This is a genomic window from Mucilaginibacter sp. PAMB04168, from assembly GCF_039634365.2.
Lineage (GTDB): Bacteria > Bacteroidota > Bacteroidia > Sphingobacteriales > Sphingobacteriaceae > Mucilaginibacter.
On sequence record NZ_CP155079.2, the window covers coordinates 2,263,527 to 2,287,019 of the forward strand.

Sequence of the window (23,493 nt, forward strand, 5' to 3'; positions counted from 1 at the left end):
ATAACAGCACTGCCACCATAAAGTTGACGCTTAAGGAGCCGGTAATTACTTTTCAGACGGATTTTTCTTTCCGCTAAGTAGCTTTTCAATCATTTTATTAAGCCTTTCTTTACGTGTTTTTTCCTGTTTAGCGGTAACAACCCATAACACATATTCTTTTTTATTAGAGTATGAAAGGCTCATGAGGTGGTTGAGCGCAGCCGGTTGATCTTTAAGCGCTGTTTCAACATCGGGAGGGAGGGTTACCGTTTTACTGATCGCATCAATGTAAGCACCAAATTCATTAGTGCTTAGTTCACTGTTGCGTGTGGGCGATACTTTAGATCGTACTTTGGGCCGAAAGCGTAAGGCCGTCCAGGTTGCATCGATAGCAGCGGCAGCTACACTGCCCAGGCCATACTTTTCGGGCTCTGCCCAGTTGCTCATCATGGCAAGGTCGGTAGCTCTGCCTGAGCTTTTCTTGGGGTAAATGATCCAAAAGATGGTTTCTGCTTTTAGTAAAGGCACTATTTGCTGAAGCGCTGCGGCAAGTTCGGCGCTGTTTAATACAAACAGTTGAATGCCATGGAAACTGCCTTGAGCTACATAGCTCACCTGCACACTTTCGGGCAATGGTTCGAGCACGGGTAAATAGTTGTCGGGTGCGTTGTACAACAGCCAATGCTGGCCAGATTTCATCAATAACTTTTTGGCGACAGCACTCATACAGTCATAATTTAAGCTTGGCAAAAAAGTCCCACAGTACAATACCGGCCGATACCACTATATTAAATGAGTGCTTGGTGCCAAACTGCGGAATTTCAAGACAGGTATCAATTTTAGCCATCACTTCTTCGCTTACACCATTTACCTCATTACCAAAAATAAGTGCATACTTTTGGTTGGGTTCAGGGTGATATTCGTTCAGCATCACGCTGTTTTCGGCCTGCTCAACGGCTACAATGGTATAACCCAGTTGGCGTAGTTCATCAACAGCCTCAGTTGCATTGTTATGGTAAGTCCAGTCCACAGACTGTGTTGCCCCCAAGGCGGTCTTTTCAATTTCGCGGTGTGGCGGCTGACCGGTTATACCACACAAACAAATATGCTCAACCGCAAAACCATCACCTGTACGGAAGATAGAACCCACATTGTGCATGCTGCGTACGCTATCCAGCACAATGGCAACAGGTAATTTATCCTGCTCTTTAAATTCTTCTACCGATACCCGGTTTAGTTCATCTAATTTCAGTTTGCGCATAGCTACAAAGTTAAGCTTTTAGCTCATTGGTCCGGTCATTTACTGGTTGAATCAGGTTTGTTATGAAAACTACCAGTTGAGAAAATGAACTAAAGACTCAAGTAGCAGCTTGAGTCCATTCGCCTAAGTGAACTAATAACTAATCAATTAACTCATGTACACCATCGCTGATCGTGGTTGCGTAAACCGATGGGGCATAGCCTATTTTTCCGGTGTAGTAGTTTATTACTTTTTCGCGGTAGTCCTCAAACGCATCGGCTTTTACAATGGCAATGGCGCAGCCGCCAAAGCCGGCGCCTGTCATACGGGCGCCTACCACATTAGTATCGGTAAGGCTGTATTCTACTACGGCGTCAAGCTCAGCACCGCTTACTTCATAATCGTGCTGTAAAGAGTGGTGCGAGGCATACATCAAGCGGCCAAACTCGGCAAGGTTATGCTGGGCGAGTGCTTTGGCAGCTAGTTTTACCCGGTCATTCTCTGCAATTACGTGGCGTGCGCGTTTTTGCACCACCTTATTGGTTATCAAGTGCTCATATTGCTTAAATGTATCCGTGTCTATATCGCAGAGGTTGGCAATCTTTAATTCCTGTTGCAAAGCCTCAAGCGCTTGCTGGCATTCCTGTACACGTTCGTTGTATTTTGATTCGGCCAGTTTACGGGGTTTATTGGTGTTGATTATAGCCAGCACATTATCGGCCAGGTTTGCATCTACAGCTTCATACTCCAGTGTATCACAGTTAAGCATTAGGGCTTTATGCTCCTCGCCAAACGCTACGGCAAATTGATCCATAATGCCGCTGCTTAAACCAATAAAGTTATTTTCGACTGATTTTGCCATTTTAACCAATTCCAGCTTGCTGTAACCCGATTTAAAATACTGATTAAATGCGTAAGCTGTAGCAATTTCAATAGATGCTGATGATGACAGGCCCGAACCGATTGGCACATTGCCATAATACAGTACATCGAGGCCTTTAACAGTTTTGTTATCAGAAACAAAGTGGTGCAACACACCCAATGGGTAGTTATACCACTCGCGACCGGTTTTTTGATAAGCGGTTTGTACACCTGTTTCGTAAAACTCCTCGAAGTTTACACTTCTGAACCTAAAAACATTGTCTTCATTAGGTGCTAGTAGCATCCATGTGCCAAAGTTGATGGCGCAGGGCATTACCAGGCCGCCGTTGTAATCAATATGTTCTCCAATAAGGTTAACACGACCAGGGCAAAAGTAACCCTCTAATGCCTGTTGGTTAAATAAGATCTCAAATTGCTGTTTCAGTTGGTCTATTGTCATGGTAAGCAAAAATATAAAAGCTCTTAATAAATAAGCATTTTATTTAAGCTTATATATATTTAGTTTGTTAGGTTTGAGTATAACAACATAAACCATTACTATAAACGTCTTACGCAATACTCCCAACAAATTTTAAATATGAAACAGTACGTTTTAACAGCTTATGATTTTACAGATGCTAATGCCCTTAAACGTCGTATGGATGTGCGCCCGCATCACCTCGATAAAGTAAAAGAATTGAAAGAGAACGGCAATTACATAGCAGGTGGCGCCATACTTAACGACGAAGGCCATATGATAGGCTCGGTAATGATGGTTCAATTTGAAAACGACGAACAAATGGAAACCTGGCAAAACAATGATCCTTATGTAACCGGCAAAGTTTGGGAGACTATAGACGTGAAACCGTTTAAGCAGGCAGTAGTGTAAGGGTTTGTTCTATTACATTTTGGTCTCGAATGCTAATGAGAGATCATGTTCACATTTACTGCTCCAACCAAATTTCAGGTGGCTTTTGAAATTACAGATTCGACATTAATACGCACAAGTATTTAAGCCCTCCCTACATGGGAGGGTTTAACGTAGCTGCTTAATTGTTCATTACCTCAAACATGCCCTCGCGTTTAGCACGCAAATGTTCGGCCTGGCCAATAGCGACTTCATAAATATCGTTTTGAAGGGCATCAATGGCGCCGGCAATAAATTCATCAACGGGCATACCGCCGTGCGATTCGTTTTTATCTTCTCGGCGGTCATGGCCCAGTTCGGTATCTACCGCAGGTGGCGCAATCTCAAAAACTTTAATGTGCGTATCTTTCAGCTGATGCCTTAACGATAGAGAGATAGAATGTACTGCCGCTTTAGTAGCACAATACACTGGCATGAAAGCAAGTGGGGCGAATGCTAAACCAGATGATATATTGATGATGGCGGCACCATTCTTATCGCGTAGATGCGGCGCCATTAATGAGGCCAGGTGAATAGGGGCCACCAAATTAGTTTCGATTTCTGAACGTACACGTTCCAGATCACAGGGTTGAGTAAGGTCGGTTAGCAGTTGTATGCCTGCATTATTAACAAGCACATTTACATCGGGATAATTGGTAACCAGCCATTGCACTAGTTCTTCACGTTGTTGGGCATCGGCCACGTCGCAAACACGCGTTATAATGCCCGGGTGCTGAACCGTAATTTCGTTTAAACGATCCTCACGCCGCCCGCAGATAATAACGGTATTGTCACGCGACTTAAACTCCTTGGCAAAAGCCAGACCAATGCCCGACGTGCCGCCCGTAATCAATATAGTATTGTGTGTTAGCTGCATAATTTTGTAGAATTAAAAAAGCCCGTTAGTTTAAACAATGCTAACGGGCTAAAAGTTTATGAACGTTTTTGATTATCCTTGTGATACAGTATCCAGATTCTGCATATCAGCTTCGGTGAGCTGTATGTCAAGTGCTCTCATGTTATCCTCAAGGTGTGTTACTTTTGACGTGCCCGGAATGAGCAGAATGTTGTTAGCATGATGCAATAACCAGCTTAAAGCTACCTGGTGGGCAGTGGCGCTGTGGTCTTCGGCTATACGTTGTAGCACCGCCTGGCTCTTTACATTACCGGCGCTTAATGGGTACCATGGTATAAAAGCAATGTTATGGTCTTTGCAGTACTGCAATACATCTTCCCATTTGCGGTTATCCACGCTGTACATATTTTGTACCGAAACTACCTCAAAAAATTCCTGTGCCTTTATAATGTCATCAACGCTTACTTCCGAAAGGCCGATATGCCTTACTTTGCCTTCCTGCTGTACTTTTTGCAAAAAAGAAAAAGTTTCTTCGGCAGGTACTTTAGGATCTATTCGGTGCAATTGGTACAAATCAATACGTTCCAGTTTCAGGCGTTTTAAGCTGCCTTCCAGTACTTCTTGTAAATGGGTAGGGCTGGCATCTATTGGCCACTCATTAGGGCCGGTGCGCAATAAACCGCCTTTGGTGCCAATAACTAGGTCATCTGTATAAGGGTATAAAGCCTCAGCAATTAATTCCTCAGATACATTTGGTCCATAACTATCGGCAGTGTCAATAAAATTAACACCAAGCTCAACAGCGCGTTTTAAAACACGAATAGATTCATCATGATCTTTAGGCGGGCCCCAAATGCCATCGCCGGTAATGCGCATTGCACCATAGCCCAAGCGGTTTATATTTAAATCGCCGCCCAGTTGAAATGTTTTTTCGAACGAAACAGTATTTGCCATTTTATATTATTAATGTGCTTTTATAACACAATATGCAAGGCTATGTTCACCTTGCTTTATCATGCCGGTATCATAAAGTAGCGGTTGAGTGGCTTACATGTCTTCGGCCTGGGTAAGTGTTGAAGCAGATAAGCCTGCTAGCCCAACGCCAATAACGGCATTACGGGCTTTTTCGTTATGAGCAAAGCCAAGTAACCACGGGGCACCTAAGGCAAATAAGCTGGTAGTAAAATCGATAAGCAGATGTTTCTTAAAGGGCAGTACTTTAACAACTCCCCACTCGGCTTTGGTAAGCAAACTATAAGCCAGTGCACCGCCGGCCAGTACGCGGCAAAGCGTCACCGCTTTTTTTTCCTCTTTGAAATCCAATAGTTCGGGCAGCATAGCTACAACTGCACCGTAAGCATAATCGATAGCGCCGTGTGCCTGGCGCGAGATTGGTTTTTCCATTGTAGTGTTATTTAATGGAATAACACCTGATAATGGATTGTGTTTAACTAAAAGTTAATATAACGAAAGTAGCCTTACATTTACTGCAAGGCTACTTTAAAATTTAAAGGTAAGTTTCCTAAAAGAGGTAAGATTTAATTCAAATTCCTGCTAATTGGGATTTCTAATTAACTCCAGCCCGTGCCTTTTTTGGCGTTACCTTTTTCAATGTGCTCTTCGGCTGTAGCCTTGCTCATAATGGCGGCCATTTTGTTGCCATCTGCATCTTTGCCGGTGGCTATGTAACGACCCGATTTCACGTCAATCACCGGGTCAACCATCGGAACATTTTTAGTTTTTGTTTTTACAGAATATGCGGTGATACCACCTGACGCTGCTTTGTCGTTTTTCGCCTTAGCCATAATAATTTAAGTTTAGTTTAAGGCTAAACTCCAAAGCACAAGCTTTGTTTTAATTTTAAGTAATGTATTCAAACCTTTTTGTGTTAACGGGCATGTGCATAAAGGTAATTGGCATGCTATTGCCTGCTAGCTTTTAAGTGGCGTAAGCCATGGTTTCAGTTTTTTAAACGCCTCCGGATGATCTGAATTGTCCAGAACACAAACGCTCACGCCTTTTTTTCCGGCTGCACCATACGGTGCTGTTGATGCACTATCTCTGAGTACTTTGGTGGTAGTAACCCATTCCGCCTTCATTAACTTCAAACCCTCAGGCGCGATATTGTACTGCTTGCCGGCCGATTGTATGACCGTGTATGCCGGTATACGATGAGAGTACACGGTATTAATTCGGTTTTTTATGATGGGCTGGACGTCGGGCACCTGCGACTTTTGTGCATAAGCCGCAACGCTTGTTGCCAGCAGAATCCCACTATAAAATAATGCTTTCATGACGATTAAAGGTTAATAGACAAATGTTTTGTCCAAAATAGCTAAACTTTAATTACCTAAAGGTTAAAATAAGTAAAAAGTAAAACAGTATTTTTTGGCGCGAGTTAAATATAACAATACTAAATTATAGCTATGAAACTTGGAGAGGAAGTAATTAAAGTACTTAATAAAACTTACGAGCCTTCAACCATGGTTGAGATGCCGTTTAAACGTTATGATATGGCTTTTAAAACCGATGAGGCTGGCCGGCCTATTTTGCTTTTTATGGGCAAGAAGGATGAGCACGGCAACATTAAAGGTGAGCGCTTTGCCCGCCGGTTAAAGTTAGGGCCCGATGGCAGCGTGATTAAAGATCACTGGGAAAACAAAGGACCATCAACCTGAGTGGTTAAAGATGTTTGCCGTTTTTAGTTACCAGGCAGTAATAGTAAAAATTATTGCCTGGTAAATGCGGCTTGCTTTAAATAGAACAGGCTCCTCAAGTAAAATCCCTTCCGCAACAGAAACTTAAACTCCTTGCGCGACTCCTTCCTTAACAGCCGCAAATTTTTTTGATATAAAGCGTTTGGTAGCTGCTGTAAAGACTGTAAAAAAGCTTTGTAAGCAAAGCGCATAATAAGGTCATATTGGTAATAAAATGTGCGATGTGCACCAGATGAATGAATGACGCCACCACTCTCTACATACCTGAAGCTGTTAAGCATTTGGGCACTGTAGAAAAGGCTGCCCTCGTTTAAAATCTTAAGCCAGGTTAGCCAATCGGCAACGTATTTAATTTTGGCATCTGCACCACCCACTTTTTGATAGGCTTTTTTACGAAATACCACCGCACTTGCATTGGGTATGGTATTACGAAAAATTAAAAAACGGTCGGTATATTCCTGTCCGCTCATTATAAAATCCCGCCTGAAGAGGTCTTTATCCAGATCGTCCGTTTTAAACAACCAGTTGGCGAAAACTTCACTTTCAGCGTTTATACGCAAAGACTGGCAATAGCTAAGTACCAGATTGGCGTTGTTAAGCATTGGAGGAACCAGTGTTTGGAGCAGATCGGGGTGGGCCACATCATCCGATTCTGCAATCCATATCAGTTCGCTGTGTGCCATATCAACACCCTTGTTCCACTGCTTAAAGGTAGAGCCTGAGTTTTGCTGGTTATATACAATCTGTGTAACCTTCGGGTGAGTGCGGTACTCCTCAATGAGTTGCCGGCTGGCGTCGGTAGAGCAGTCATCCATAATCATTACCTCAAAGTTGGTATACGATTGATTAAGGACGCTCTCTATTCGCTCACGCAAAAATTTGTGGTGATTATAATTGGGAATAATAACGGTGACAGCCGGAGTTTGCATGCGTTAGATTAAAAGCTCAAAAGTAGTGGTTATGCGTTATGGTTTACTATTGAGAAAGTATTATTGCGTTAAATAGCACAATGCAATTATCATTTGGCCCGTGGTTAAAACATCTAAGTATTGATAGGTCTGGGTTGAATGATTTAAAGCGCAGTGCCGCAAATTCGAACTTGATTAACAGCATGTTAACATTTAAAATTGCTTTGATATACCAATTGTTGTTGGCCGAAAATGTGAATAACTGCCTTGTGGGGTTTAATTTTCCAGCCAAAATTAGCTTCAAGATATTGTTTTTAGGTGCTTCAAAGCACATTATGCACCTTATCTAATAAAAAGTTAACAACATCTAAAATGTTGATAATCATAGTTAAATTTGTTTATAACGTGTGGAGAGTTTGTTATTTCCATATGGCGTAAGTGGCGCAGATATTGCTCATTTACAGTTAAATATAGCTGAGATATGAATATGAATGCCTTTTATGAAAGATTGTGGCATTTTGCAGAGTTGGTAAACAATGCAAGCCAGGTTGAGCAGTATAACTATGCTGAGCACTTTAAAGTACAGCATCCACCGTATCCGGTGGTAAGCTCTACACGCAGTATTGTGCCGAAATTGGTTTTTGAAGAAGATTGTCCAACCGAAACACGGTTGAAGATCAGATACCTGCTTAAAAAATCATTTAACCGTATCCGCAATAAGCAGTAACGCTTCTATATAAATCATTTATGCCCGAACTTCCCGATCTGCAGGTTTTTAGCCGAAACCTTAGTCATGCTTTAAAAGGATTAAAGCTTATAAAAGTAAACGTTGTACAAAGCAAGAAACTTAATGTGCCCGTAAAAGACCTTACTAAAGCTTTAGAAGGAGAGGTGCTGGAGGATGTAATACGCTCGGGCAAACAACTTCACTTCAAGTTTACAAATAACCAAACACTAGGCGTGCACTTAATGCTGCACGGCGAAATTCATTGGCTGGAAGAAAACACTAAACAAAAATTTGTAATTTTTGAACTGCATTTTGAAGGTGGAAAAGGAATTGCCGTAACTGATTTCCAGCGCGGTGTTACACCAACCCTAAACCCCGACCCGGCTGAAGCGCCCGATGCATTGGACAAGACTGTTAACACCAATTTTTGGAAAACAAAGTTTAAAGCCAGGCGAACGGCAGTTAAAAAGATATTAATGGATCAGGATGTGGTACGTGGTATTGGTAATGCCTATGCTGACGAAATTTTGTATGACGCCGGCATTTCTCCTTTCTCAGTTGCGGATAAAATACCTGATGATCACGTAGAAGCTTTGGCTAAATCGGTTAAGAAGGTATTGGTAGACGCCGAAAATCAAATTTTAAAATCCAACCCCAGTATCATAAGCGGCGAAGTACGCGATTTCTTAAAGGTGCACAGGCCCAAACAAGCGGCCACGTCCGACGGTGCGGCCATTCACATGGATACCATTGCATCCCGTAAAACTTACTATACAGACAAACAGCAGTTATTCGATTAACAATCCATCTTAAACACCCCTCATTTTTTAATACGCTTTAATGATTTAATATTTAAAAGGCCATTTGTTTAAAAATATATCAAAAATTAAATTAATCCAATAAAATGTTTGCAAGTAATTGGTTATTGCCTTACATTTGTAATAACAAAAAGGAAATAAATACTGTAGGGTGGTGAAATTTGGCAGACACACCTCCTTGTCCCGGTGGCGGAGATAAATAGGAAACCCTTAACGGGGCTAACTACTCTTTGAAGGTTCGAATCCTTCTCCTACAGCTCTTCTCATAATTTAGGTTTATAATTGGTTAGTAAAGGCCTCCTGCCCATCAGGAGGCTTTACTTTTTATAAGGCTTTTTACTTAGCCATTCAGACGGTGGCATACAATTACATCAAATCAAATGTTTGTCATTGTTGAATACTTTAATTTCTTTACAGTTAATCGTTTGGCATGATTTTGTATACTGTTTAAGTAAATTAACTTAAATATATCTACCATGAGATCACTATTGTATATCATCGCCGTAATACTTGTAATAGGTTGGGCGATCAGCGTATTTGCTTATTCTGTTAGTGGATTAGTACACATCTTAATTGTACTGGCCATCATATCGTTCGTATTGGGAATGTTCAGAGGTCCATCGTCTACAACAACAGTATAAGCATAACATGTCATAAATAAAAAATGCGGCTCAAAAAGGCCGCATTTTTTATTTATAAACATTTAATTAATCTTGTATGCCTGTTACGTTAACCAGAATGCGGCTGGCATGCGGCATACCGAGCGTTTTACCGGGTATGGTCTTGAGGTAAACAGTCAGGTAGCCATCAACAATGCCTTTCATCACCTTTTTGCGTTGTTCTACCTCATCATAAATAAAGGAAAGTGGTTTTACAAAGTGCAGCTTACCCTTTTCGTCAGCAATGAGCTGCATCTTTTGATTAAAGTTGGCATAAGCCTTATGGATAGTGATGTCGAAAGTAGGCGAGAGGTAATTATCAGCCAGTGTAACATCTTCAATGGCGTTAGCTTTTTTAACTTCTTTCTTTTTTACCTGTACATTGGGGCTCAGGCTTTGCAATACTACCGGCTCGTAGGCGGCAAAGGCCTTGTTCATGTTGGCAACTGACTCTTTTACTTTCTTCTGTATAAACAGCGTATCGCGGCGGGGCGGTTTTTGCAGTTCGGCCGGAGTAGTATGCAGTACGTTTTTTATGTAGTCGTTGCTGTACAGCTTCATGGTTATATTACTGGCTTCATCTATATGAAGATTGCGCACATACAACACCTGGAAAATCATACTGTCGCGGCTCAGGTGCTTTACCCGCAGCCAGGAATGGGCAACATTCACCACCGAATCGTGATCCAGAACCACTTCCTGTTTAATAAAACGCTGCAGCACCAGGCTAAAAATGCGCACTGTATCGTCTGACAAGAACGTTACCCGCCACTCGGGTTCCAGGTGATAGCCGTCATTACTAAACCCTAACCGGTTACTGTACTCGCGGCGCACCTCAGTGTAGGCAATGCCATGCACTTTTTTAAAAGACACTCTGGGCCGCTCGGCCAGCTCAGCCCTTGTGCTATTGGCAGCGCTTGTTTTGGGAGTTGATTGTTTACAGCCTGCCGCAAGCAGTAGAATCCATAAAACACAAAGCAAATATATAAATGCGGGCCTAAACAGGTAGATAGTCTTCACGCCGCAAAATAAGCCGAAATTGCTAATTAAGCAAGGTTTTACGGTAAGGGCATTGTAAAAGGCGCACCATTTAAAGCACCTCGTATTACAATTTCGCCGCAAATTGCGCGGCTTGCCGGTTCAGTTGATAAGCGGCCGGCGTTTGTTTACCGTTGTTAATAATGATTTGGTATTTGAAAGTAACCGACTCGTCTTTGTTAAGGCTGAGGTTTTTGGCCGATTTACCGTTGGTAAACACTTTTTCGCCAAGTGGATTAATGGCAAACAACCCGTAACCACGCGCATGCCAAAAGCCGGGATAGTTGGGATTGGCCGGATGATCTATAATGGCAATGCTGACCGAATCGGCGCCCATTTTCCCAAAAACCTTGCACCAGGAGGCCCGTGTGCCCCAAACCTTGTTGCCGGTTGCACCGGTACTGCTCAGGTAATTACCAGTAGGGATGCTATCGGGTACGGGCTTGCGGGTACTATCGGGCATTTGCAGTTGGTGGGCTATGCGCAGGCCGAGCAAGCCATCCTTTACATCAGTAAAAATGGCTTTTTGTATGGCTTTGAGCGTAGTAGTGCGGTTTATTACACGCCGGCCTACGCTGCCGCTAAAGGTAAAACGGGTGGTTTCTTGCAGTATTATATCTTTTTGTTCATTAGTCCAGCTGGATTCGTATATCAGTAGGCCGATTTTGCCGCTGCTGATTTTGAGGACGTGCGTATTACGGATCCAGCCGTACAAGTGTTTGCGGACTTGCGGTATAGCGTAAGAGTTGTTCCAAAAATCAAGACCGTTCAGGTTCTCATAATTGAACCACAGGCCTATATGGTGCGGATGATCAGTAGGGTCGCCCGGCTGTGGGTTGAGTGGGAAGCCTCGTGTTACAGCTGTGCCATTGTCGGCATTTAGCGGATAGAGTACCGGCTTCTCCAAACTGTCAGGGTATAAAAAGCTGGTGAATAAGCGGCCGCCTATAAAAATATCTACTTTCTTGTGTTGGGATGACTGCACTACTTTAACTGCCTGGCCCGGTTGCGACCATGATTTAGCACACAGCGTTATCAACGCTACTAAAAGCAAAAAGGTCCGGTTGTTCAGCATAAGAGTTTAAAGGTACGTGTAATTGGCGCCTAAATATAAGGCTTATTAACATACCTCACTACAGCTTAACAACTGCTCTAATAACTAATTAACCATTTGCAAGCGTGCGTTGTGGCGTGGATCTACCGTGGTGAGTGCTATATCAGGGCACATTTTAATGCCTGCATACCAGCGTATGCCCTTTTGAATAAGCGCAACAGGCTGGTTGTTATATCCTTCCGTTTCAAAGGCCACCCACCAGCTAAACAATTTACCATAAAATTGTACCTCATCGGGGTTAGCCCTAAAATCCGACCGGATAAGCGGAAAGATGTTGATACGCAACCCACTTTTGCGATGCAAAAGGTATTGTGAACTGGTGCGCTGGTTGTTATGGAAGACCGGTAATAATTGGAATGTAGCAGCTAACATGAAGTAAATATAACATTCAACTTTATAGGTTATGTTAATTTTTTAGTCCTTTTGCGAATATTTTGCAGACGTAACTTAGTAGTTAAAGTGTTGTTGTTTTAGTTGAATGCAGGCTGCGTTTTGCGTCCGGCATTACCTGATTTTTAACAATCGGTTCGGCAAATGAAATGTGTATTTATCGCAAATAGCAATTCATGCAAACAAAAGCCTTACCACTACTTAACCTCAATACCCTGCACCAGGTAAGTATTGGCGCGGTTATCGGTAGCATGGGTTACGGTTGCTTTAATAGATACCGAATGCCCGTAAGCAGGGTCGCTGTAGATGCGCTGGCGAAGAGCCAGTACTTCTTCAATCCTGGCTTTCACCGCATCATTGGCCGGCTTAAATTCGTAGCTGAGGTAATAGTATTTATCATCGCGCTTGCCTATAGCCAAACCGGGGCCGCCGGGTACGAAATTAGAGATCAATGACACCTGGAAAGGCTCGGTACCCGTATACAGGTCTTTACTTACCACCCGCTCAAACTCAAACCAGCGGTCGGGCCCGTCTTGCAGCGGCTCTTTGGTAATAACCACTTTAGCCTTTACCCGGTAAGTATAACCCAGTTCGCGTTCGTTAAAGCCCTGCAACCCGTAAGGCGATTTTATTTTATCCGGAAGCAGGTAAGCCATCTGGTTGCCCACATCCTGGTAATGGTCTAAAAATAGCTCCACTTCCTGTCCGTTCTTTGGTTTGTCTGGGTCGAAATCCTTTTTGCAGCCGGTTACAATGGTTAATAACACAACAACACAAAGAGCGCCGGCTTTAATAACGTTTGATTTCATAAGCTGTGGTTTAAAATGTTTGACATTCTATTGTTACCTATACGGCTTTCGGTAGCAAAGCGCTACTGTAATTGTAAAATATTTTTAAGTACTATTCTAAAAGTGGTGTTGCGGGTTTGAGGCGGCTATAAGCTTTGTTCCTAAGCGTTTCTGTATGAGCGTTAAAGCCTAACCCAACTGGGATAATGAGCGGCTTACACCTACATTTACCATCAACAAATCTTAACAATTCATTCTATAAGTAGTCGCTTAACGTTATTATGCTCATTTTCGATCGAATAAGCCAACTTTAGCCGCTAGCTTTAGTAAAATAAAGGCAGCCATTAACTGTAATCATAATCCAAAAGTCATTTTGGTGATGGAACGCATCCGGGTTAAATATTTTTACGTTTATGGTTTCAAAGTAACTGAAAGATAAAGAATTGAATGACTAGAAATTACTTAGGTAAATTGCAAGCAGCGGTTTGGGCATTACTTATAGCGGTTAGCTTTACTGCCTGTAAAAAAGACAACGCCCAGCCCGAAGCTCCCAAACCCCAACCCAAGCCTTTAGCTACCCTGGGTTTATACCAGTTTGCCAGTGGCGCCAACAAGCGTATTTTTATACCCATAAGCCAAATTGGTACGCAAAAGGTAGCCTATGCCGGCATTTTCGATACGGGCTCGTCGGGCTTTACAATGGACGCCAACGGACTATTGCCTGCCAGCATGATTACCAGCAACGGCATACAGGTAACCGGCGATTCGGTGACTGTAAATGGCATTACCGTAACCAACAGAACCGCCACTATGGCCTATGGCGATCTCACCGGCAGCACGCATGAGTATGGTAACCTGGCTTATGCCAGCATCGTAATTGGTAATTCGGCCGGTAGCGTTACTACCAAGCGTATTCCTATATTTTTGTATTATAAGATTGTAGATGGCGACGGGAAGGAACTGCCCCAGCACTCGGCCGATGTTTTTGGCGTGGGCCCCAGCAAAGGCTACACCTTTCCGGAAGTGGTGAGTCCGCTGGATGGTTTAGCCCTGCCTGCCGGTACTACGAGCGGGTTTAAGCTGGCCAAGCTGCCGGCGGCTAACTTCAACAGCACCGGGGCGTTAATATCAGGCCTGCTCACACTGGGTTTGGTGCCTGATGATCTCAGTCAAGCATCGTCGGGCTTTATCATGCACCCTTTAAACTTTAGTGCAGCAGGAGGCTATTCGCCCAATATACAAGCCACCATTACCTACGGCAGTACCAGTGTAGACGCGCAGGTATTGTTTGATACAGGTAATCCGTCGATTTCGGTGATCGAAAACAATAAAGAAACCCGTGCCCTGGGCAGGTTGCCGGCCAACACCGATGTTACCATAACCACTAAAAAAGGTTTTGTTTACAAATACACCACTAGTAGTACCGGCAATTTAACACAAATTCAAAACCCGAACGTGAGCGGCGATTTCCGCACTATAATGGCGCTCGATTTCTTTATAAACAACGAGATGCTCACCGATTATAGTAACCATGTTATCGGATTGAAGAATTAATATTTGTGAACAAGTTAGCAGAGAACGAGGAGCAAGCAGCTAGCCAGGAAATAGAGTATAGCAACAACTGGTTTTTAAGTGCTGGTAAAAGCAGGTAACAACGGAGTACCTCATATTTTTTTGGAAACCTAAGCCCGATTAGGAATAGAAAACATATGAGGAGGTGTTAGATAATTCCTAACAAACTCTTTGCTGTTACGATTGGTGCCAAACTACCGCTTGCTTAAGGTATTATTAAAAAGTATAGCTACATTGGATCGTTTATAAGAAACGGCAAAATGAGCTTCGTACGAATCCTTGTGCTCTTGTTTACGGTAACGCTTTACGCTCGTTCGGTAAATGCGCAAACCCCCGCTCCAGCAAATTACAAACTGATTGTAAATTTAGATAGGGCCCCATTCGATTCTTTATTTCTTCAAGATTATACCGAAGGCAGGAATGTATTGATTGCGGGTAAGAAAACGAAAGAATATACATGGGAAATCACTATACCCAATTATGTGGTCGACAACTCGCAAAACATGATATTATTAGCTTCGCCTTATGATGCTGAGCATAATTCAAAAAAGATGATACGTTTTGTGACCCATAAGTTAGGCAAAAAAGTCATTTTCGCCAATGGAGGTGTAGAGGAAAATGATAATTACATCTATGGTACTTATGCCAATACGGTTGTTTTTCCTGAAGAACAACTTCTTTTAAAAGTGAACAATAAAGACTCCGTTGCTCTTGGGAAGCTGATCTGTATTGATTTTAATCTAATTATTAAAGATCAGCATTCAGATATTGCCGTTAGGGCTCAGGATCCCTTTTTTAGTTGGTTTGTAGACGCAAACAATGAGATTATCTCCTATGATAATTACTTGTCTTCTTACATTCAGATGGCCCGAAAGTACCCTGGTTCGAGGTTTTTGATGAACAGCCTTGCTGTCAATCTTACAAGATACAAGTCAAAAGAAGATATTAGGAAGGTTTATGATTGCTTCTCAGCCAAGCATAAAAATACATTTGTGGCAAAACATATTGAGGAATTTTTGTCTAACAAGAAGTTTCAAAATGCGTCTTTAACAACCTTAAATCAAACTACAAAAGAGGAAATCATTCAGGACACTTCAAAATATAACCTGATAATTTTTACAGCATCCTGGTGTACACCTTGTATTGAAGAGATTCCGCTGCTTAAAAACATTTATCAAGACCTTGGTAAAAATCTGATTCTCACTTATATTTCGATTGATAATGACTCAGGCGTTGCCTCCTTTAAAAAACTGCTGCAAAGAAAACAGATTCCTTGGCGAAGCTTATTGGCTTTTCAAGAGGTTGAAAATATCAAACAAAGATATTTTATAGAAGGGATTCCGCACAGCATATTAGTTCATCCCAATAAGGCAATGGAAGTTATTGATGTCCGAAAAAGGAGTGATCGCTCAAAGTTATACGCTATTGTTAAATCCTTTAACAATCATAATTAACCATATTGATAGTTTAAGATCGAAGAACATTTAGAAGTCAATTACTGGAACAGGTGTTTAGCATAATATTTTTACCGAACGCCCCCAAATAGATGATAGGTGAACACTTCTCTGCATTGAATCAACTAATCGCAATAGCGTACATGCTTAGTAATGCCATCGCTAGCTGCAGTTCCGTCCTTCTTATCTCAAACCCCGCTTTTTGATCTTAACTCACAATAGCAGCAAATTTTCCACAAGGACCGTCAAACCGGGCGTAAAGCCTTAAATTTACCGTTCAATTAAAAATTAAACGCTTGGGCAAAACCGCTACCAAAGAAACGCCGCTGATGCAGCAGTATAACCAGATCAAGGCCAAATATCCAGGTGCCTTGCTGCTATTCCGTGTGGGCGATTTTTACGAAACCTTTGGCGAAGACGCCGTTAAAGCGGCCGGCATACTGGGTATTGTGCTTACCAAGCGGGCCAATGGTTCGGCCTCGCACATTGAGCTGGCCGGTTTCCCGCACCACTCGCTCGAAACTTACTTGCCCAAACTGGTGCGCGCCGGTCAGCGTGTGGCTATTTGCGATCAGCTTGAGGATCCCAAGATGACCAAGACCATCGTAAAGCGGGGCGTAACCGAACTGGTAACACCTGGCGTGGCCGTAAGCGATAACATCCTGCAGCAAAAGAGCAACAACTACCTGGCCTCCCTTTATTTCGAAAAGAATAGCATCGGTATTGCCCTAATTGATATATCAACCGGCGAGTTCCTTACCGCACAGGGCAACGCCGATTACATGGACAAGCTGCTGCAATCTTTCAGCCCAAGCGAGGTTATTTACCCCAAAAGCTGTAAACGCGATTTTATCGAAAAATTTGGCGACCGCTACTATACTTACACCCTGGATGAGTGGCCTTACAGCGGCGACTACGCTTACGAAACGCTTACCAAGCACTTCGGCGTAAAATCGCTCAAGGGCTTCGGTATCGAAAAGCTTAACCTGGGTATTGTAGCAGCCGGCGTAGCCCTGCATTATCTGAACGAGACGGAGCACCGCAACCTGCAGCATATCAGCGCCATTAGCCGTATTGAGGAGGACCGCTACCTGTGGCTCGATCGTTTCAGCATTCGCAACCTGGAACTGGTCGGTTCCAACAATGAAAATGCCATAACCCTGGTTGATGTGTTGGATCATACTTGTTCGCCAATGGGCGCCCGCCTGCTGCGCCGTTGGATTGTGATGCCGCTCAAAGAGCTCAAACCCATACAGGATCGACTCAATGTGGTACAGCACCTGATAGACCATGAAGACTTACGTAATGAACTGCAGGCCTGTATCCGTCAGGTGGGCGATTTGGAAAGGCTCATTAGTAAAATAGGCTTGCAAAAAGCCAATCCACGTGAGGTTTGTCAGTTACGCAAGGCGCTGCAAGCTATTGGAAGCATTAAAAGACTGTGTGACGGCACCGGTAACGCAGTTGCTGGGTTTGACAATGTCATAAGCCTGCTAAAGCCCAATGAAGCGCTACTGGCTATCGGTAACCAGCTTAACCCCTGCGATTATATATGTGATAAAATAGGCAAAGAACTGAATGCCGAGCCGCCTATCCAATTAGTAAAAGGCGGCGTAATGGCCGAGGGTATACATGAGGAGCTTGACCGCCTGCGTAAAATTGCTTTTGGCGGTAAGGGTTACTTGCTCGAAATACAAAAGCGGGAAGCCGAGCAAACCGGTATCCCATCGCTTAAAGTGGCGTTTAATAACGTGTTTGGTTACTACCTTGAGGTGACCCATTCGCACCGCGATAAGGTACCTACCGATTGGATACGCAAGCAAACGTTGGTTAACGCCGAGCGCTACATTACCCCCGAGCTTAAAGAGTATGAAGAACAAATACTGGGTGCCGAGGAAAAGATATTAGCTTTAGAAACCCGCTTATACAATGATTTGCTATACTCGCTCACCGAGTATATTAAACCTATTCAGCTTAACGCGCAACTCATTGCACGGTTGGATGTGCTGTTGAACTTTGCAACGGTATCTATTAAGAATTACTATGTAAAGCCGCAGATAAACGATGGCTTACTGATTGATATAAAAGGCGGTCGTCACCCTGTAATAGAAAAAAACCTGCCGCCGGGTGAGGAGTACATCACTAATGATGTTTACCTCGATTCGGATAGCCAGCAGATAATTATTATTACCGGTCCTAACATGGCGGGTAAGTCGGCCATATTACGGCAAACCGGTCTTATTGTGCTGCTGGCGCAAATGGGTTGCTTTGTGCCTGCAAAGGAAGCGATTATTGGCTTAGTGGATAAGATATTCACGCGGGTAGGAGCTTCGGATAATTTGTCGTCGGGAGAGTCGACCTTTATGGTGGAGATGAACGAGACGGCCAGTATTCTCAACAACCTGAGTAACCGCAGTTTAATTTTATTAGACGAGATTGGCCGGGGCACCAGTACTTATGATGGTATTTCCATTGCCTGGGCTATAGCCGAGTATTTGCATAACCATCCGTCGGCTAAGGCCAAAACGCTGTTTGCTACGCACTATCACGAGCTGAATGAGCTAACTAACATGTTTGGCCGGGTCAAAAATTATAACGTAACGGTAAAAGAAGTTGGCAATCAGATCATATTCCTGCGCAAGCTGGTGCCGGGCGGAAGTGAGCACAGCTTTGGTATACATGTGGCTAAACTGGCCGGTATGCCACCAAAAGTGCTGAGCCGGGCCAACGAGATTCTCAAGAAGCTGGAAGCCGAGCGCACCGGTGGCGAAAATATTAAGGAGAGTATCAAAAAAGTACAAAAGCAGGCTTTGCAATTGCAGATGTTCTCGATTGACGACCCGGTGCTGGTGAAGATACGCGACATGCTGAACAACCTGGATGTAAACACGCTTACGCCTGTGGAGGCCTTAATGAAACTGGATGAAATACAGCGCTTGATTAAAGGTTAACAGGGACGAGTTTTTCTTGTTCGGGTGTGTTAATCATCTGCTTCCGTAAATGATTTATTGTATGCTGATGTAAACGTTTTGTACTTTTATTATAATCAAACCAACAAGTATGATTTCGAGAGGGGAGTTAAAAGACGTTTATTTCAACAAAGAAAACATTGATACAAACGTATTCCCTTTTTCACTACCTTTTTTCAGGCATGCGGATAAGCTTACCATTCATCCTAAAATGACCTTTTTTGTCGGAGAAAACGGTACAGGTAAATCTACGCTTTTAGAAGCCATCGCTGTAGCCTCAGGTTTTAACCCCGAGGGCGGAACAGTCAATTTTAACTTCGGCACCAGACAGTCTCATTCGGCACTGCACAGGCATATCACTACATCCAGGGGTATACATCGTCATACAGACGGCTTTTTTTTGAGAAGTGAAAGCTTTTTTAATTTGGCTACGGAGATTGAAAATTTAGACATAGAGGACCCCGAATTAAAGAACTTGAATTTTCCGGAGCCTCCTAAAATTATGGACGCTTATGGTGGCGTCTCTTTGCATGAGCAATCTCATGGTGAGTCATTTTGGTCCCTGTTTATAAAAAGATTTGCAGGTAATGGCTTTTATATTTTGGATGAGCCGGAGGCCGCCCTGTCTGTAACCAGGCAAATGGCCATGCTGGTAAGAATGCATGAATTGATAGACGATAATTCTCAGTTTGTCATCGCAACACATTCTCCTATATTATTGGCCTATCCGGGTGCCTTGATTTATGAGTTTAGTGAGCTCGGCGTACAGAAGGTAAGTTTCGAGCAAACACAGCTGTATCAGTCTTACGCCAGCTTTTTTCAAGATCCGTCTTACATCGTTAAACAACTGTTAAATCTCTAAACACTATCTAATGATGCTATTGGAGCGACTGTAAGCTGGGTGTTATTTATTCTCAATCTATTTTAAAAGGCCTATAACATAAAAGCCGCCGTTTTAACAACGGCGGCTTTTATGTTTATAGGAGTTTGCTAATTACTTCTTTTTACCTTGCGCTTGTGCTTGTTGCTGCTGGCGCATCATTTCTTCAAGCTTAGCCTGGAAACCCGTTTTTTTCTTTTTAGGATCGTCGGGTTTCTTTTTGTTTTCCTGTATTTGCGCATGTATCTTTTTGTCGTCAACCCACAAGCGGATAAGGTATTGCTGCAGGAAGGTGAGCATGTTGGCCAGGAAATAATAGTAGTTCAAACCTGCAGGATAACTGTTCAGGAAGCCCAGGAACATAATAGGGCTGATGTAACCTATGTATTTCATTTGCCCGGTTGCACCCGACACCTGGTTATTAAAGTAAGTATAGATGAGTGTAGAAATGGTCATCAACAAACACATCAAACTTAAGTGATTGCCCAAGAACGGGATGTTAAAGCCAAAGTTAATTACGGCATCATAGGTCGATAAATCCTTCATCCATAAAAAGCTTTCGCCACGAAGTTCAAACAAACTTGGGAAAAAACGCAGGAAGGCAAAAATGATAGGCATTTGCAGCACTAAAGGCAAACAACCACCCAACGGGTTTACACCTGCTTTGCGGTAAAGTTTCATATATTCCTGTTGCAACAGGGTAGGGTTATCCTCGCCAACCTTTGTCTTAATCTCATCCATCTCCGGCTTTAAAACTTTCATTTTAGCCATGCTGAGGTATGATTTATATGTAAGCGGAGATAACACAAGCTTTAGCAATACAGTTAGGGCCAAAATTACCAAGCCCATGTTCCAGTTAAACTGCTGTAAAAAGTTAAATACTGGTATTACAGCCCAACGGTTAATAAATTTTAGTGGGCCCCAGCCCAGGTCAATTTGCTTTTCAAGTTGGTAGCCTTGTTTTTGAAGTGTTTTAAAGCGGTTTGTACCAAAATAAAACTCCATTGGGTAGGTATTATCCGCATTGTTAATCAACGTTAAAGCCGCTTTCATTTGCTTCACATCAACAGAACTTGGATTAGTGCTTACAGATAAATTAGCTCTATCAAAACCTTGCTTGGCAATCAGTACGTTGGAGAAAAAGTGCTGTTTAAACGACACCCACTGTATTTTCTGGTCGGCAATGTCTTTGGTTTCGTCTTTACTTACGCTCAGGTAGTCAACACCACCATCGGTGTTTTTATAATACACGGTAGAATATAAGCGCTCCTGTGTAACATCTTTTTCCTGTTTGCGCAGGCCGGCAGTCCAGTTTAAAGTAAGTGCCCGGCTATTAATAATATCGCCTAAGCCAGTCAACTTAACGGTGTAGCCCAGTTTAAAGCCGGTGGCACCTAACGTATAAATGTAATCGATATACTGGGTAGGGCTGTAGCTTAAACGTAGGGTTATAGCGCTGCTGTCGCTTCCGGCTACTTTGATTGCGCTGCTTGTAGGTGTAAAATACCGATCGTTAGTATTAATAACTGTGCTGCCGGCATTAAATTTAAAACCAAATTGGTTGCTGTTGCCATCAAATAAAATAAGCGGCTTTTTATCAAAGGTTTTGAAATCTTTTAGCTCAACGCTATAAACGCGGCCGCCGCGGCTCGATAGCTTTACACGAATGTCTTTATTTTCTAAAGTAATTAACTGCTCGCTGCCAACCGTTGAGGCGCCAAAAGGTGCTTTAAGTGCAGCTGAATCAACAGGTGCCGGCTTCGTATTTGTATCTGCTTTAGCTGCAACTGCGGCCGGCTTTAAAAGTCCAGCTTTTTTCAGGGAGTCCAGGTGCTCAATCTGACGTGCTTTTTTTGCCTCCTCCTCAGTGGGTTTCATTAAGAAGAACGAGCCCACCAGTATGATGGCGATCAGGAATAACCCTGTGAACGTATTTCTATCCATTATTTTTTTTCGAGTACAATTAATTAGTTCTTGCGGGCATAAGCCAGCGAAGCGGCCACAAAGTTAACAAAAAGTGGGTGAGGATTATCAACCGTTGATTTTAATTCGGGGTGAAATTGCGACCCTACAAAAAATGGATGGTTTTTTAACTCAACAATCTCTACCAAACCGTTTTGAGGGTTAATACCTGAAGGTATCATGCCGGCTTCTTCGTACTGTTGTAAATACTCGTTGTTAAACTCATAACGGTGACGGTGGCGCTCTGTAATGTGCGTTTTTCCGTAAATGGATAACGCCTTGCTGCCTTTCTTTAAATCACACGGGTAAGCGCCCAGGCGCATCGTGCCACCTTTTGCAGTAATATTTTTCTGATCTTCCATCATACTGATAACAGGGTAAGTGGTGTGGCCATCCATTTCCACGCTATTGGCAGCATCCAGATGAAGAACGTGGCGGCCAAACTCTACTACCGCACACTGCATGCCCAGGCATATGCCAAAAAACGGAATGTTGTTTTCACGTACGTACCTAATAGCTTCAATTTTACCTTCAAAGCCACGCTGGCCAAAGCCGGGAGCAACCAATACGCCATGTAAACCGCGCAAGCGTTCTACAGCATTTTCCGGTGTTAATGTTTCAGAGTGTATATAGTCAACCTTTACCTTACACTCATTTTTAGCGCCGGCATGTATAAATGCTTCGGTAATAGATTTATAAGCGTCAGGTAGTTCTACATATTTACCTACTAAACCAATGCGCACTTCGGCAGTTGGGTTTTTCAACCGACCTAAAAAGTCTTTCCAGCTTTCTAAGTCCGGCTCATTTTTATTTGGAAGTTTAAGTTTAGTAAGTACCGTTTTATCTAGCTGTTCTTTCAGCATAAGCAGTGGTACATCATAAATAGATGGCGCGTCAATCGACTCGATAACTGCATTGATGTTCACGTTACAAAATAGCGCTATCTTTTTGCGCAGGTCCATATTTAAATGATGCTCTGTGCGGCAAACCAAGATGTCAGGCTGTATGCCGTATTCCAGCAGCATTTTTACGGAGTGCTGAGTTGGCTTGGTTTTTAACTCGCCTGCCGCGGCCAGGAAAGGTACCAGGGTTAAGTGAATAACGAGTGAATTACCCGAACCGGCTTCCCACCTGAACTGGCGTACGGCCTCCACAAACGGAAGCGATTCAATGTCGCCTACAGTACCGCCAATTTCGGTAATTACAATATCGTAATCTCCGCTTTCGCCCAATATCCGGAAATTGCGTTTAATTTCGTCGGTAATGTGGGGTACTACCTGTACGGTCTTGCCTAAAAATGCACCTTCGCGCTCGCGGCTAATTACATTTTGATAAATACGGCCGGTAGTAATATTATTAGATTGGGAAGTAGCCCTGTTTAAGAAACGCTCGTAATGGCCCAAATCCAAATCTGTTTCGGCGCCGTCTTCGGTAACATAGCATTCACCGTGCTCGTAAGGGTTTAGTGTTCCCGGGTCGATGTTAATATAGGGATCAAATTTTTGAATAGTAACGCGGTAACCGCGAGACTGAAGGAGTTTAGCCAATGAGGCCGAAATAATACCTTTTCCTAACGACGAGGTAACGCCACCCGTAACAAATATATATTTAGTCATGATTTTGATGAATTTGGCTGCGGCTGATGCCTAAACCA

At 43.0% G+C, this 23,493-nt stretch carries 24 protein-coding genes and 1 tRNA gene; 10 read left to right on the forward strand and 15 right to left on the reverse strand.

The features are described from left to right. Nucleotides 1–45: 45 nt before the first annotated feature. The 3 genes from ABDD94_RS09800 to ABDD94_RS09810 all read right to left on the reverse strand — a co-directional run bounded on the left by ABDD94_RS09800 (nt 46) and on the right by ABDD94_RS09810 (nt 2,540). Entirely contained in the window at nt 46–705 is a 660-nt protein-coding gene (locus tag ABDD94_RS09800; RefSeq protein WP_345955706.1) for a YdeI/OmpD-associated family protein, read from the reverse strand. Nucleotides 706–709: 4 nt separating this feature from the next. Continuing rightward, complete coding sequence (locus ABDD94_RS09805; protein ID WP_345955707.1) at nt 710–1,240, reverse strand: RNA methyltransferase; 531 nt, start codon at nt 1,238–1,240, stop codon at nt 710–712. A gap of 139 nt (nt 1,241–1,379) precedes the next feature. Beyond that, nucleotides 1,380–2,540 (reverse strand): galactokinase, encoded by a 1,161-nt coding sequence (locus ABDD94_RS09810; protein ID WP_345955708.1) that lies wholly within the window; start codon nt 2,538–2,540, stop codon nt 1,380–1,382. Between the two features lie 138 nt (nt 2,541–2,678). On the opposite strand from ABDD94_RS09810, the gene ABDD94_RS09815 reads away from it, so the two are divergent. Next, the gene (locus ABDD94_RS09815) at nt 2,679–2,969 is read left to right on the forward strand and encodes a YciI family protein (RefSeq protein ID WP_345955709.1); all 291 of its coding nucleotides are present in this window, start codon (nt 2,679–2,681) and stop codon (nt 2,967–2,969) included. A gap of 160 nt (nt 2,970–3,129) precedes the next feature. Here ABDD94_RS09815 and ABDD94_RS09820 read toward each other — a convergent pair whose 3' ends face one another. From ABDD94_RS09820 to ABDD94_RS09840, 5 genes are all read right to left on the reverse strand, one after another. After that, nucleotides 3,130–3,864, reverse strand: coding sequence for an SDR family NAD(P)-dependent oxidoreductase (locus ABDD94_RS09820; RefSeq protein ID WP_345955710.1), 735 nt, complete (start codon nt 3,862–3,864; stop codon nt 3,130–3,132). A gap of 72 nt (nt 3,865–3,936) precedes the next feature. Next, entirely contained in the window at nt 3,937–4,797 is an 861-nt protein-coding gene (locus tag ABDD94_RS09825; RefSeq protein WP_345955711.1) for an aldo/keto reductase, read from the reverse strand. Between the two features lie 93 nt (nt 4,798–4,890). Further along, entirely contained in the window at nt 4,891–5,247 is a 357-nt protein-coding gene (locus ABDD94_RS09830) for a hypothetical protein (RefSeq protein ID WP_345955712.1), read from the reverse strand. A 167-nt stretch (nt 5,248–5,414) separates the two neighbouring features. After that, on the reverse strand, nt 5,415–5,648 hold the full coding sequence (locus ABDD94_RS09835; protein WP_345947793.1) for a hypothetical protein: 234 nt from the start codon (nt 5,646–5,648) through the stop codon (nt 5,415–5,417). A gap of 126 nt (nt 5,649–5,774) precedes the next feature. Beyond that, nucleotides 5,775–6,137: a hypothetical protein gene (locus tag ABDD94_RS09840; protein WP_345955713.1), complete on the reverse strand. Its 363-nt coding sequence runs from the start codon at nt 6,135–6,137 to the stop codon at nt 5,775–5,777. Nucleotides 6,138–6,269: 132 nt separating this feature from the next. Here ABDD94_RS09840 and ABDD94_RS09845 point away from each other — a divergent pair, with 132 nt between their 5' ends. Further along, nucleotides 6,270–6,521 carry a hypothetical protein gene (locus ABDD94_RS09845; RefSeq protein ID WP_345955714.1) on the forward strand — a complete coding sequence of 84 codons (252 nt, stop codon included), beginning with the start codon at nt 6,270–6,272 and terminating at the stop codon, nt 6,519–6,521. Between the two features lie 50 nt (nt 6,522–6,571). Here the strand turns inward: ABDD94_RS09845 and ABDD94_RS09850 are convergent, their stop codons facing one another. Next, nucleotides 6,572–7,489, reverse strand: coding sequence for a glycosyltransferase family A protein (locus ABDD94_RS09850; RefSeq protein ID WP_345955715.1), 918 nt, complete (start codon nt 7,487–7,489; stop codon nt 6,572–6,574). Nucleotides 7,490–7,955: 466 nt separating this feature from the next. Between ABDD94_RS09850 and ABDD94_RS09855 the strand changes: the two genes are divergently transcribed. From ABDD94_RS09855 to ABDD94_RS09870, 4 genes are all read left to right on the forward strand, one after another. Continuing rightward, nucleotides 7,956–8,195, forward strand: a complete 240-nt coding sequence (locus tag ABDD94_RS09855; RefSeq protein WP_352432893.1) for a hypothetical protein — start codon at nt 7,956–7,958, stop codon at nt 8,193–8,195. 20 nt (nt 8,196–8,215) lie between these two features. Then, on the forward strand, nt 8,216–8,995 hold the full coding sequence (locus ABDD94_RS09860) for a DNA-formamidopyrimidine glycosylase family protein (protein WP_345955716.1): 780 nt from the start codon (nt 8,216–8,218) through the stop codon (nt 8,993–8,995). 163 nt (nt 8,996–9,158) lie between these two features. Further along, a tRNA-Asp gene (locus ABDD94_RS09865) sits at nt 9,159–9,270 on the forward strand. A 219-nt stretch (nt 9,271–9,489) separates the two neighbouring features. Continuing rightward, on the forward strand, nt 9,490–9,654 hold the full coding sequence (locus tag ABDD94_RS09870; RefSeq protein ID WP_345947787.1) for a lmo0937 family membrane protein: 165 nt from the start codon (nt 9,490–9,492) through the stop codon (nt 9,652–9,654). Nucleotides 9,655–9,720: 66 nt separating this feature from the next. On the opposite strand, the gene ABDD94_RS09875 is transcribed toward ABDD94_RS09870, so the two are convergent. From ABDD94_RS09875 to ABDD94_RS09890, 4 genes are all read right to left on the reverse strand, one after another. Further along, complete coding sequence (locus ABDD94_RS09875) at nt 9,721–10,692, reverse strand: hypothetical protein (RefSeq protein ID WP_345955717.1); 972 nt, start codon at nt 10,690–10,692, stop codon at nt 9,721–9,723. Nucleotides 10,693–10,777: 85 nt separating this feature from the next. Then, nucleotides 10,778–11,785: a PmoA family protein gene (locus ABDD94_RS09880; RefSeq protein ID WP_345955718.1), complete on the reverse strand. Its 1,008-nt coding sequence runs from the start codon at nt 11,783–11,785 to the stop codon at nt 10,778–10,780. Between the two features lie 84 nt (nt 11,786–11,869). Then, entirely contained in the window at nt 11,870–12,196 is a 327-nt protein-coding gene (locus tag ABDD94_RS09885; RefSeq protein WP_345955719.1) for a hypothetical protein, read from the reverse strand. Between the two features lie 215 nt (nt 12,197–12,411). Next, nucleotides 12,412–13,023, reverse strand: coding sequence for a hypothetical protein (locus ABDD94_RS09890; RefSeq protein ID WP_345955720.1), 612 nt, complete (start codon nt 13,021–13,023; stop codon nt 12,412–12,414). 426 nt (nt 13,024–13,449) lie between these two features. Between ABDD94_RS09890 and ABDD94_RS09895 the strand changes: the two genes are divergently transcribed. The 4 genes from ABDD94_RS09895 (at nt 13,450) to ABDD94_RS09910 (ending at nt 19,859) form a co-directional block, all read left to right on the forward strand. Beyond that, nucleotides 13,450–14,556, forward strand: coding sequence for a hypothetical protein (locus ABDD94_RS09895; RefSeq protein WP_345955721.1), 1,107 nt, complete (start codon nt 13,450–13,452; stop codon nt 14,554–14,556). Nucleotides 14,557–14,834: 278 nt separating this feature from the next. Then, nucleotides 14,835–16,028, forward strand: a complete 1,194-nt coding sequence (locus tag ABDD94_RS09900) for a thioredoxin-like domain-containing protein (protein ID WP_345955722.1) — start codon at nt 14,835–14,837, stop codon at nt 16,026–16,028. A 296-nt stretch (nt 16,029–16,324) separates the two neighbouring features. Further along, nucleotides 16,325–18,979 carry a DNA mismatch repair protein MutS gene (gene mutS, locus ABDD94_RS09905; RefSeq protein WP_345947781.1) on the forward strand — a complete coding sequence of 885 codons (2,655 nt, stop codon included), beginning with the start codon at nt 16,325–16,327 and terminating at the stop codon, nt 18,977–18,979. A 109-nt stretch (nt 18,980–19,088) separates the two neighbouring features. Continuing rightward, nucleotides 19,089–19,859 carry an AAA family ATPase gene (locus tag ABDD94_RS09910; protein ID WP_345955723.1) on the forward strand — a complete coding sequence of 257 codons (771 nt, stop codon included), beginning with the start codon at nt 19,089–19,091 and terminating at the stop codon, nt 19,857–19,859. A gap of 132 nt (nt 19,860–19,991) precedes the next feature. On the opposite strand, the gene yidC is transcribed toward ABDD94_RS09910, so the two are convergent. Both yidC and ABDD94_RS09920 read right to left on the reverse strand, forming a co-directional pair. Further along, nucleotides 19,992–21,821: a membrane protein insertase YidC gene (gene yidC / locus ABDD94_RS09915; RefSeq protein WP_345955724.1), complete on the reverse strand. Its 1,830-nt coding sequence runs from the start codon at nt 21,819–21,821 to the stop codon at nt 19,992–19,994. A 23-nt stretch (nt 21,822–21,844) separates the two neighbouring features. Continuing rightward, nucleotides 21,845–23,455 (reverse strand): CTP synthase, encoded by a 1,611-nt coding sequence (locus ABDD94_RS09920; protein WP_345947778.1) that lies wholly within the window; start codon nt 23,453–23,455, stop codon nt 21,845–21,847. Nucleotides 23,456–23,493: the final 38 nt, after the last annotated feature.

What these genes read in the sequence shown, in the direction of transcription:
- ABDD94_RS09800 (WP_345955706.1), bottom strand. Translation starts at nt 705, where the DNA reads ATGAGTGCTGTCGCCAAAAAGTTATTGATGAAATCTGGCCAGCATTGG.
- ABDD94_RS09805 (WP_345955707.1), bottom strand. Translation starts at nt 1,240, where the DNA reads ATGCGCAAACTGAAATTAGATGAACTAAACCGGGTATCGGTAGAAGAA.
- ABDD94_RS09810 (WP_345955708.1), bottom strand. Translation starts at nt 2,540, where the DNA reads ATGACAATAGACCAACTGAAACAGCAATTTGAGATCTTATTTAACCAA.
- ABDD94_RS09815 (WP_345955709.1), top strand. Translation starts at nt 2,679, where the DNA reads ATGAAACAGTACGTTTTAACAGCTTATGATTTTACAGATGCTAATGCC.
- ABDD94_RS09820 (WP_345955710.1), bottom strand. Translation starts at nt 3,864, where the DNA reads ATGCAGCTAACACACAATACTATATTGATTACGGGCGGCACGTCGGGC.
- ABDD94_RS09825 (WP_345955711.1), bottom strand. Translation starts at nt 4,797, where the DNA reads ATGGCAAATACTGTTTCGTTCGAAAAAACATTTCAACTGGGCGGCGAT.
- ABDD94_RS09830 (WP_345955712.1), bottom strand. Translation starts at nt 5,247, where the DNA reads ATGGAAAAACCAATCTCGCGCCAGGCACACGGCGCTATCGATTATGCT.
- ABDD94_RS09835 (WP_345947793.1), bottom strand. Translation starts at nt 5,648, where the DNA reads ATGGCTAAGGCGAAAAACGACAAAGCAGCGTCAGGTGGTATCACCGCA.
- ABDD94_RS09840 (WP_345955713.1), bottom strand. Translation starts at nt 6,137, where the DNA reads ATGAAAGCATTATTTTATAGTGGGATTCTGCTGGCAACAAGCGTTGCG.
- ABDD94_RS09845 (WP_345955714.1), top strand. Translation starts at nt 6,270, where the DNA reads ATGAAACTTGGAGAGGAAGTAATTAAAGTACTTAATAAAACTTACGAG.
- ABDD94_RS09850 (WP_345955715.1), bottom strand. Translation starts at nt 7,489, where the DNA reads ATGCAAACTCCGGCTGTCACCGTTATTATTCCCAATTATAATCACCAC.
- ABDD94_RS09855 (WP_352432893.1), top strand. Translation starts at nt 7,956, where the DNA reads ATGAATGCCTTTTATGAAAGATTGTGGCATTTTGCAGAGTTGGTAAAC.
- ABDD94_RS09860 (WP_345955716.1), top strand. Translation starts at nt 8,216, where the DNA reads ATGCCCGAACTTCCCGATCTGCAGGTTTTTAGCCGAAACCTTAGTCAT.
- ABDD94_RS09870 (WP_345947787.1), top strand. Translation starts at nt 9,490, where the DNA reads ATGAGATCACTATTGTATATCATCGCCGTAATACTTGTAATAGGTTGG.
- ABDD94_RS09880 (WP_345955718.1), bottom strand. Translation starts at nt 11,785, where the DNA reads ATGCTGAACAACCGGACCTTTTTGCTTTTAGTAGCGTTGATAACGCTG.
- ABDD94_RS09885 (WP_345955719.1), bottom strand. Translation starts at nt 12,196, where the DNA reads ATGTTAGCTGCTACATTCCAATTATTACCGGTCTTCCATAACAACCAG.
- ABDD94_RS09890 (WP_345955720.1), bottom strand. Translation starts at nt 13,023, where the DNA reads ATGAAATCAAACGTTATTAAAGCCGGCGCTCTTTGTGTTGTTGTGTTA.
- ABDD94_RS09895 (WP_345955721.1), top strand. Translation starts at nt 13,450, where the DNA reads ATGACTAGAAATTACTTAGGTAAATTGCAAGCAGCGGTTTGGGCATTA.
- ABDD94_RS09900 (WP_345955722.1), top strand. Translation starts at nt 14,835, where the DNA reads ATGAGCTTCGTACGAATCCTTGTGCTCTTGTTTACGGTAACGCTTTAC.
- ABDD94_RS09910 (WP_345955723.1), top strand. Translation starts at nt 19,089, where the DNA reads ATGATTTCGAGAGGGGAGTTAAAAGACGTTTATTTCAACAAAGAAAAC.
- yidC (WP_345955724.1), bottom strand. Translation starts at nt 21,821, where the DNA reads ATGGATAGAAATACGTTCACAGGGTTATTCCTGATCGCCATCATACTG.
- ABDD94_RS09920 (WP_345947778.1), bottom strand. Translation starts at nt 23,455, where the DNA reads ATGACTAAATATATATTTGTTACGGGTGGCGTTACCTCGTCGTTAGGA.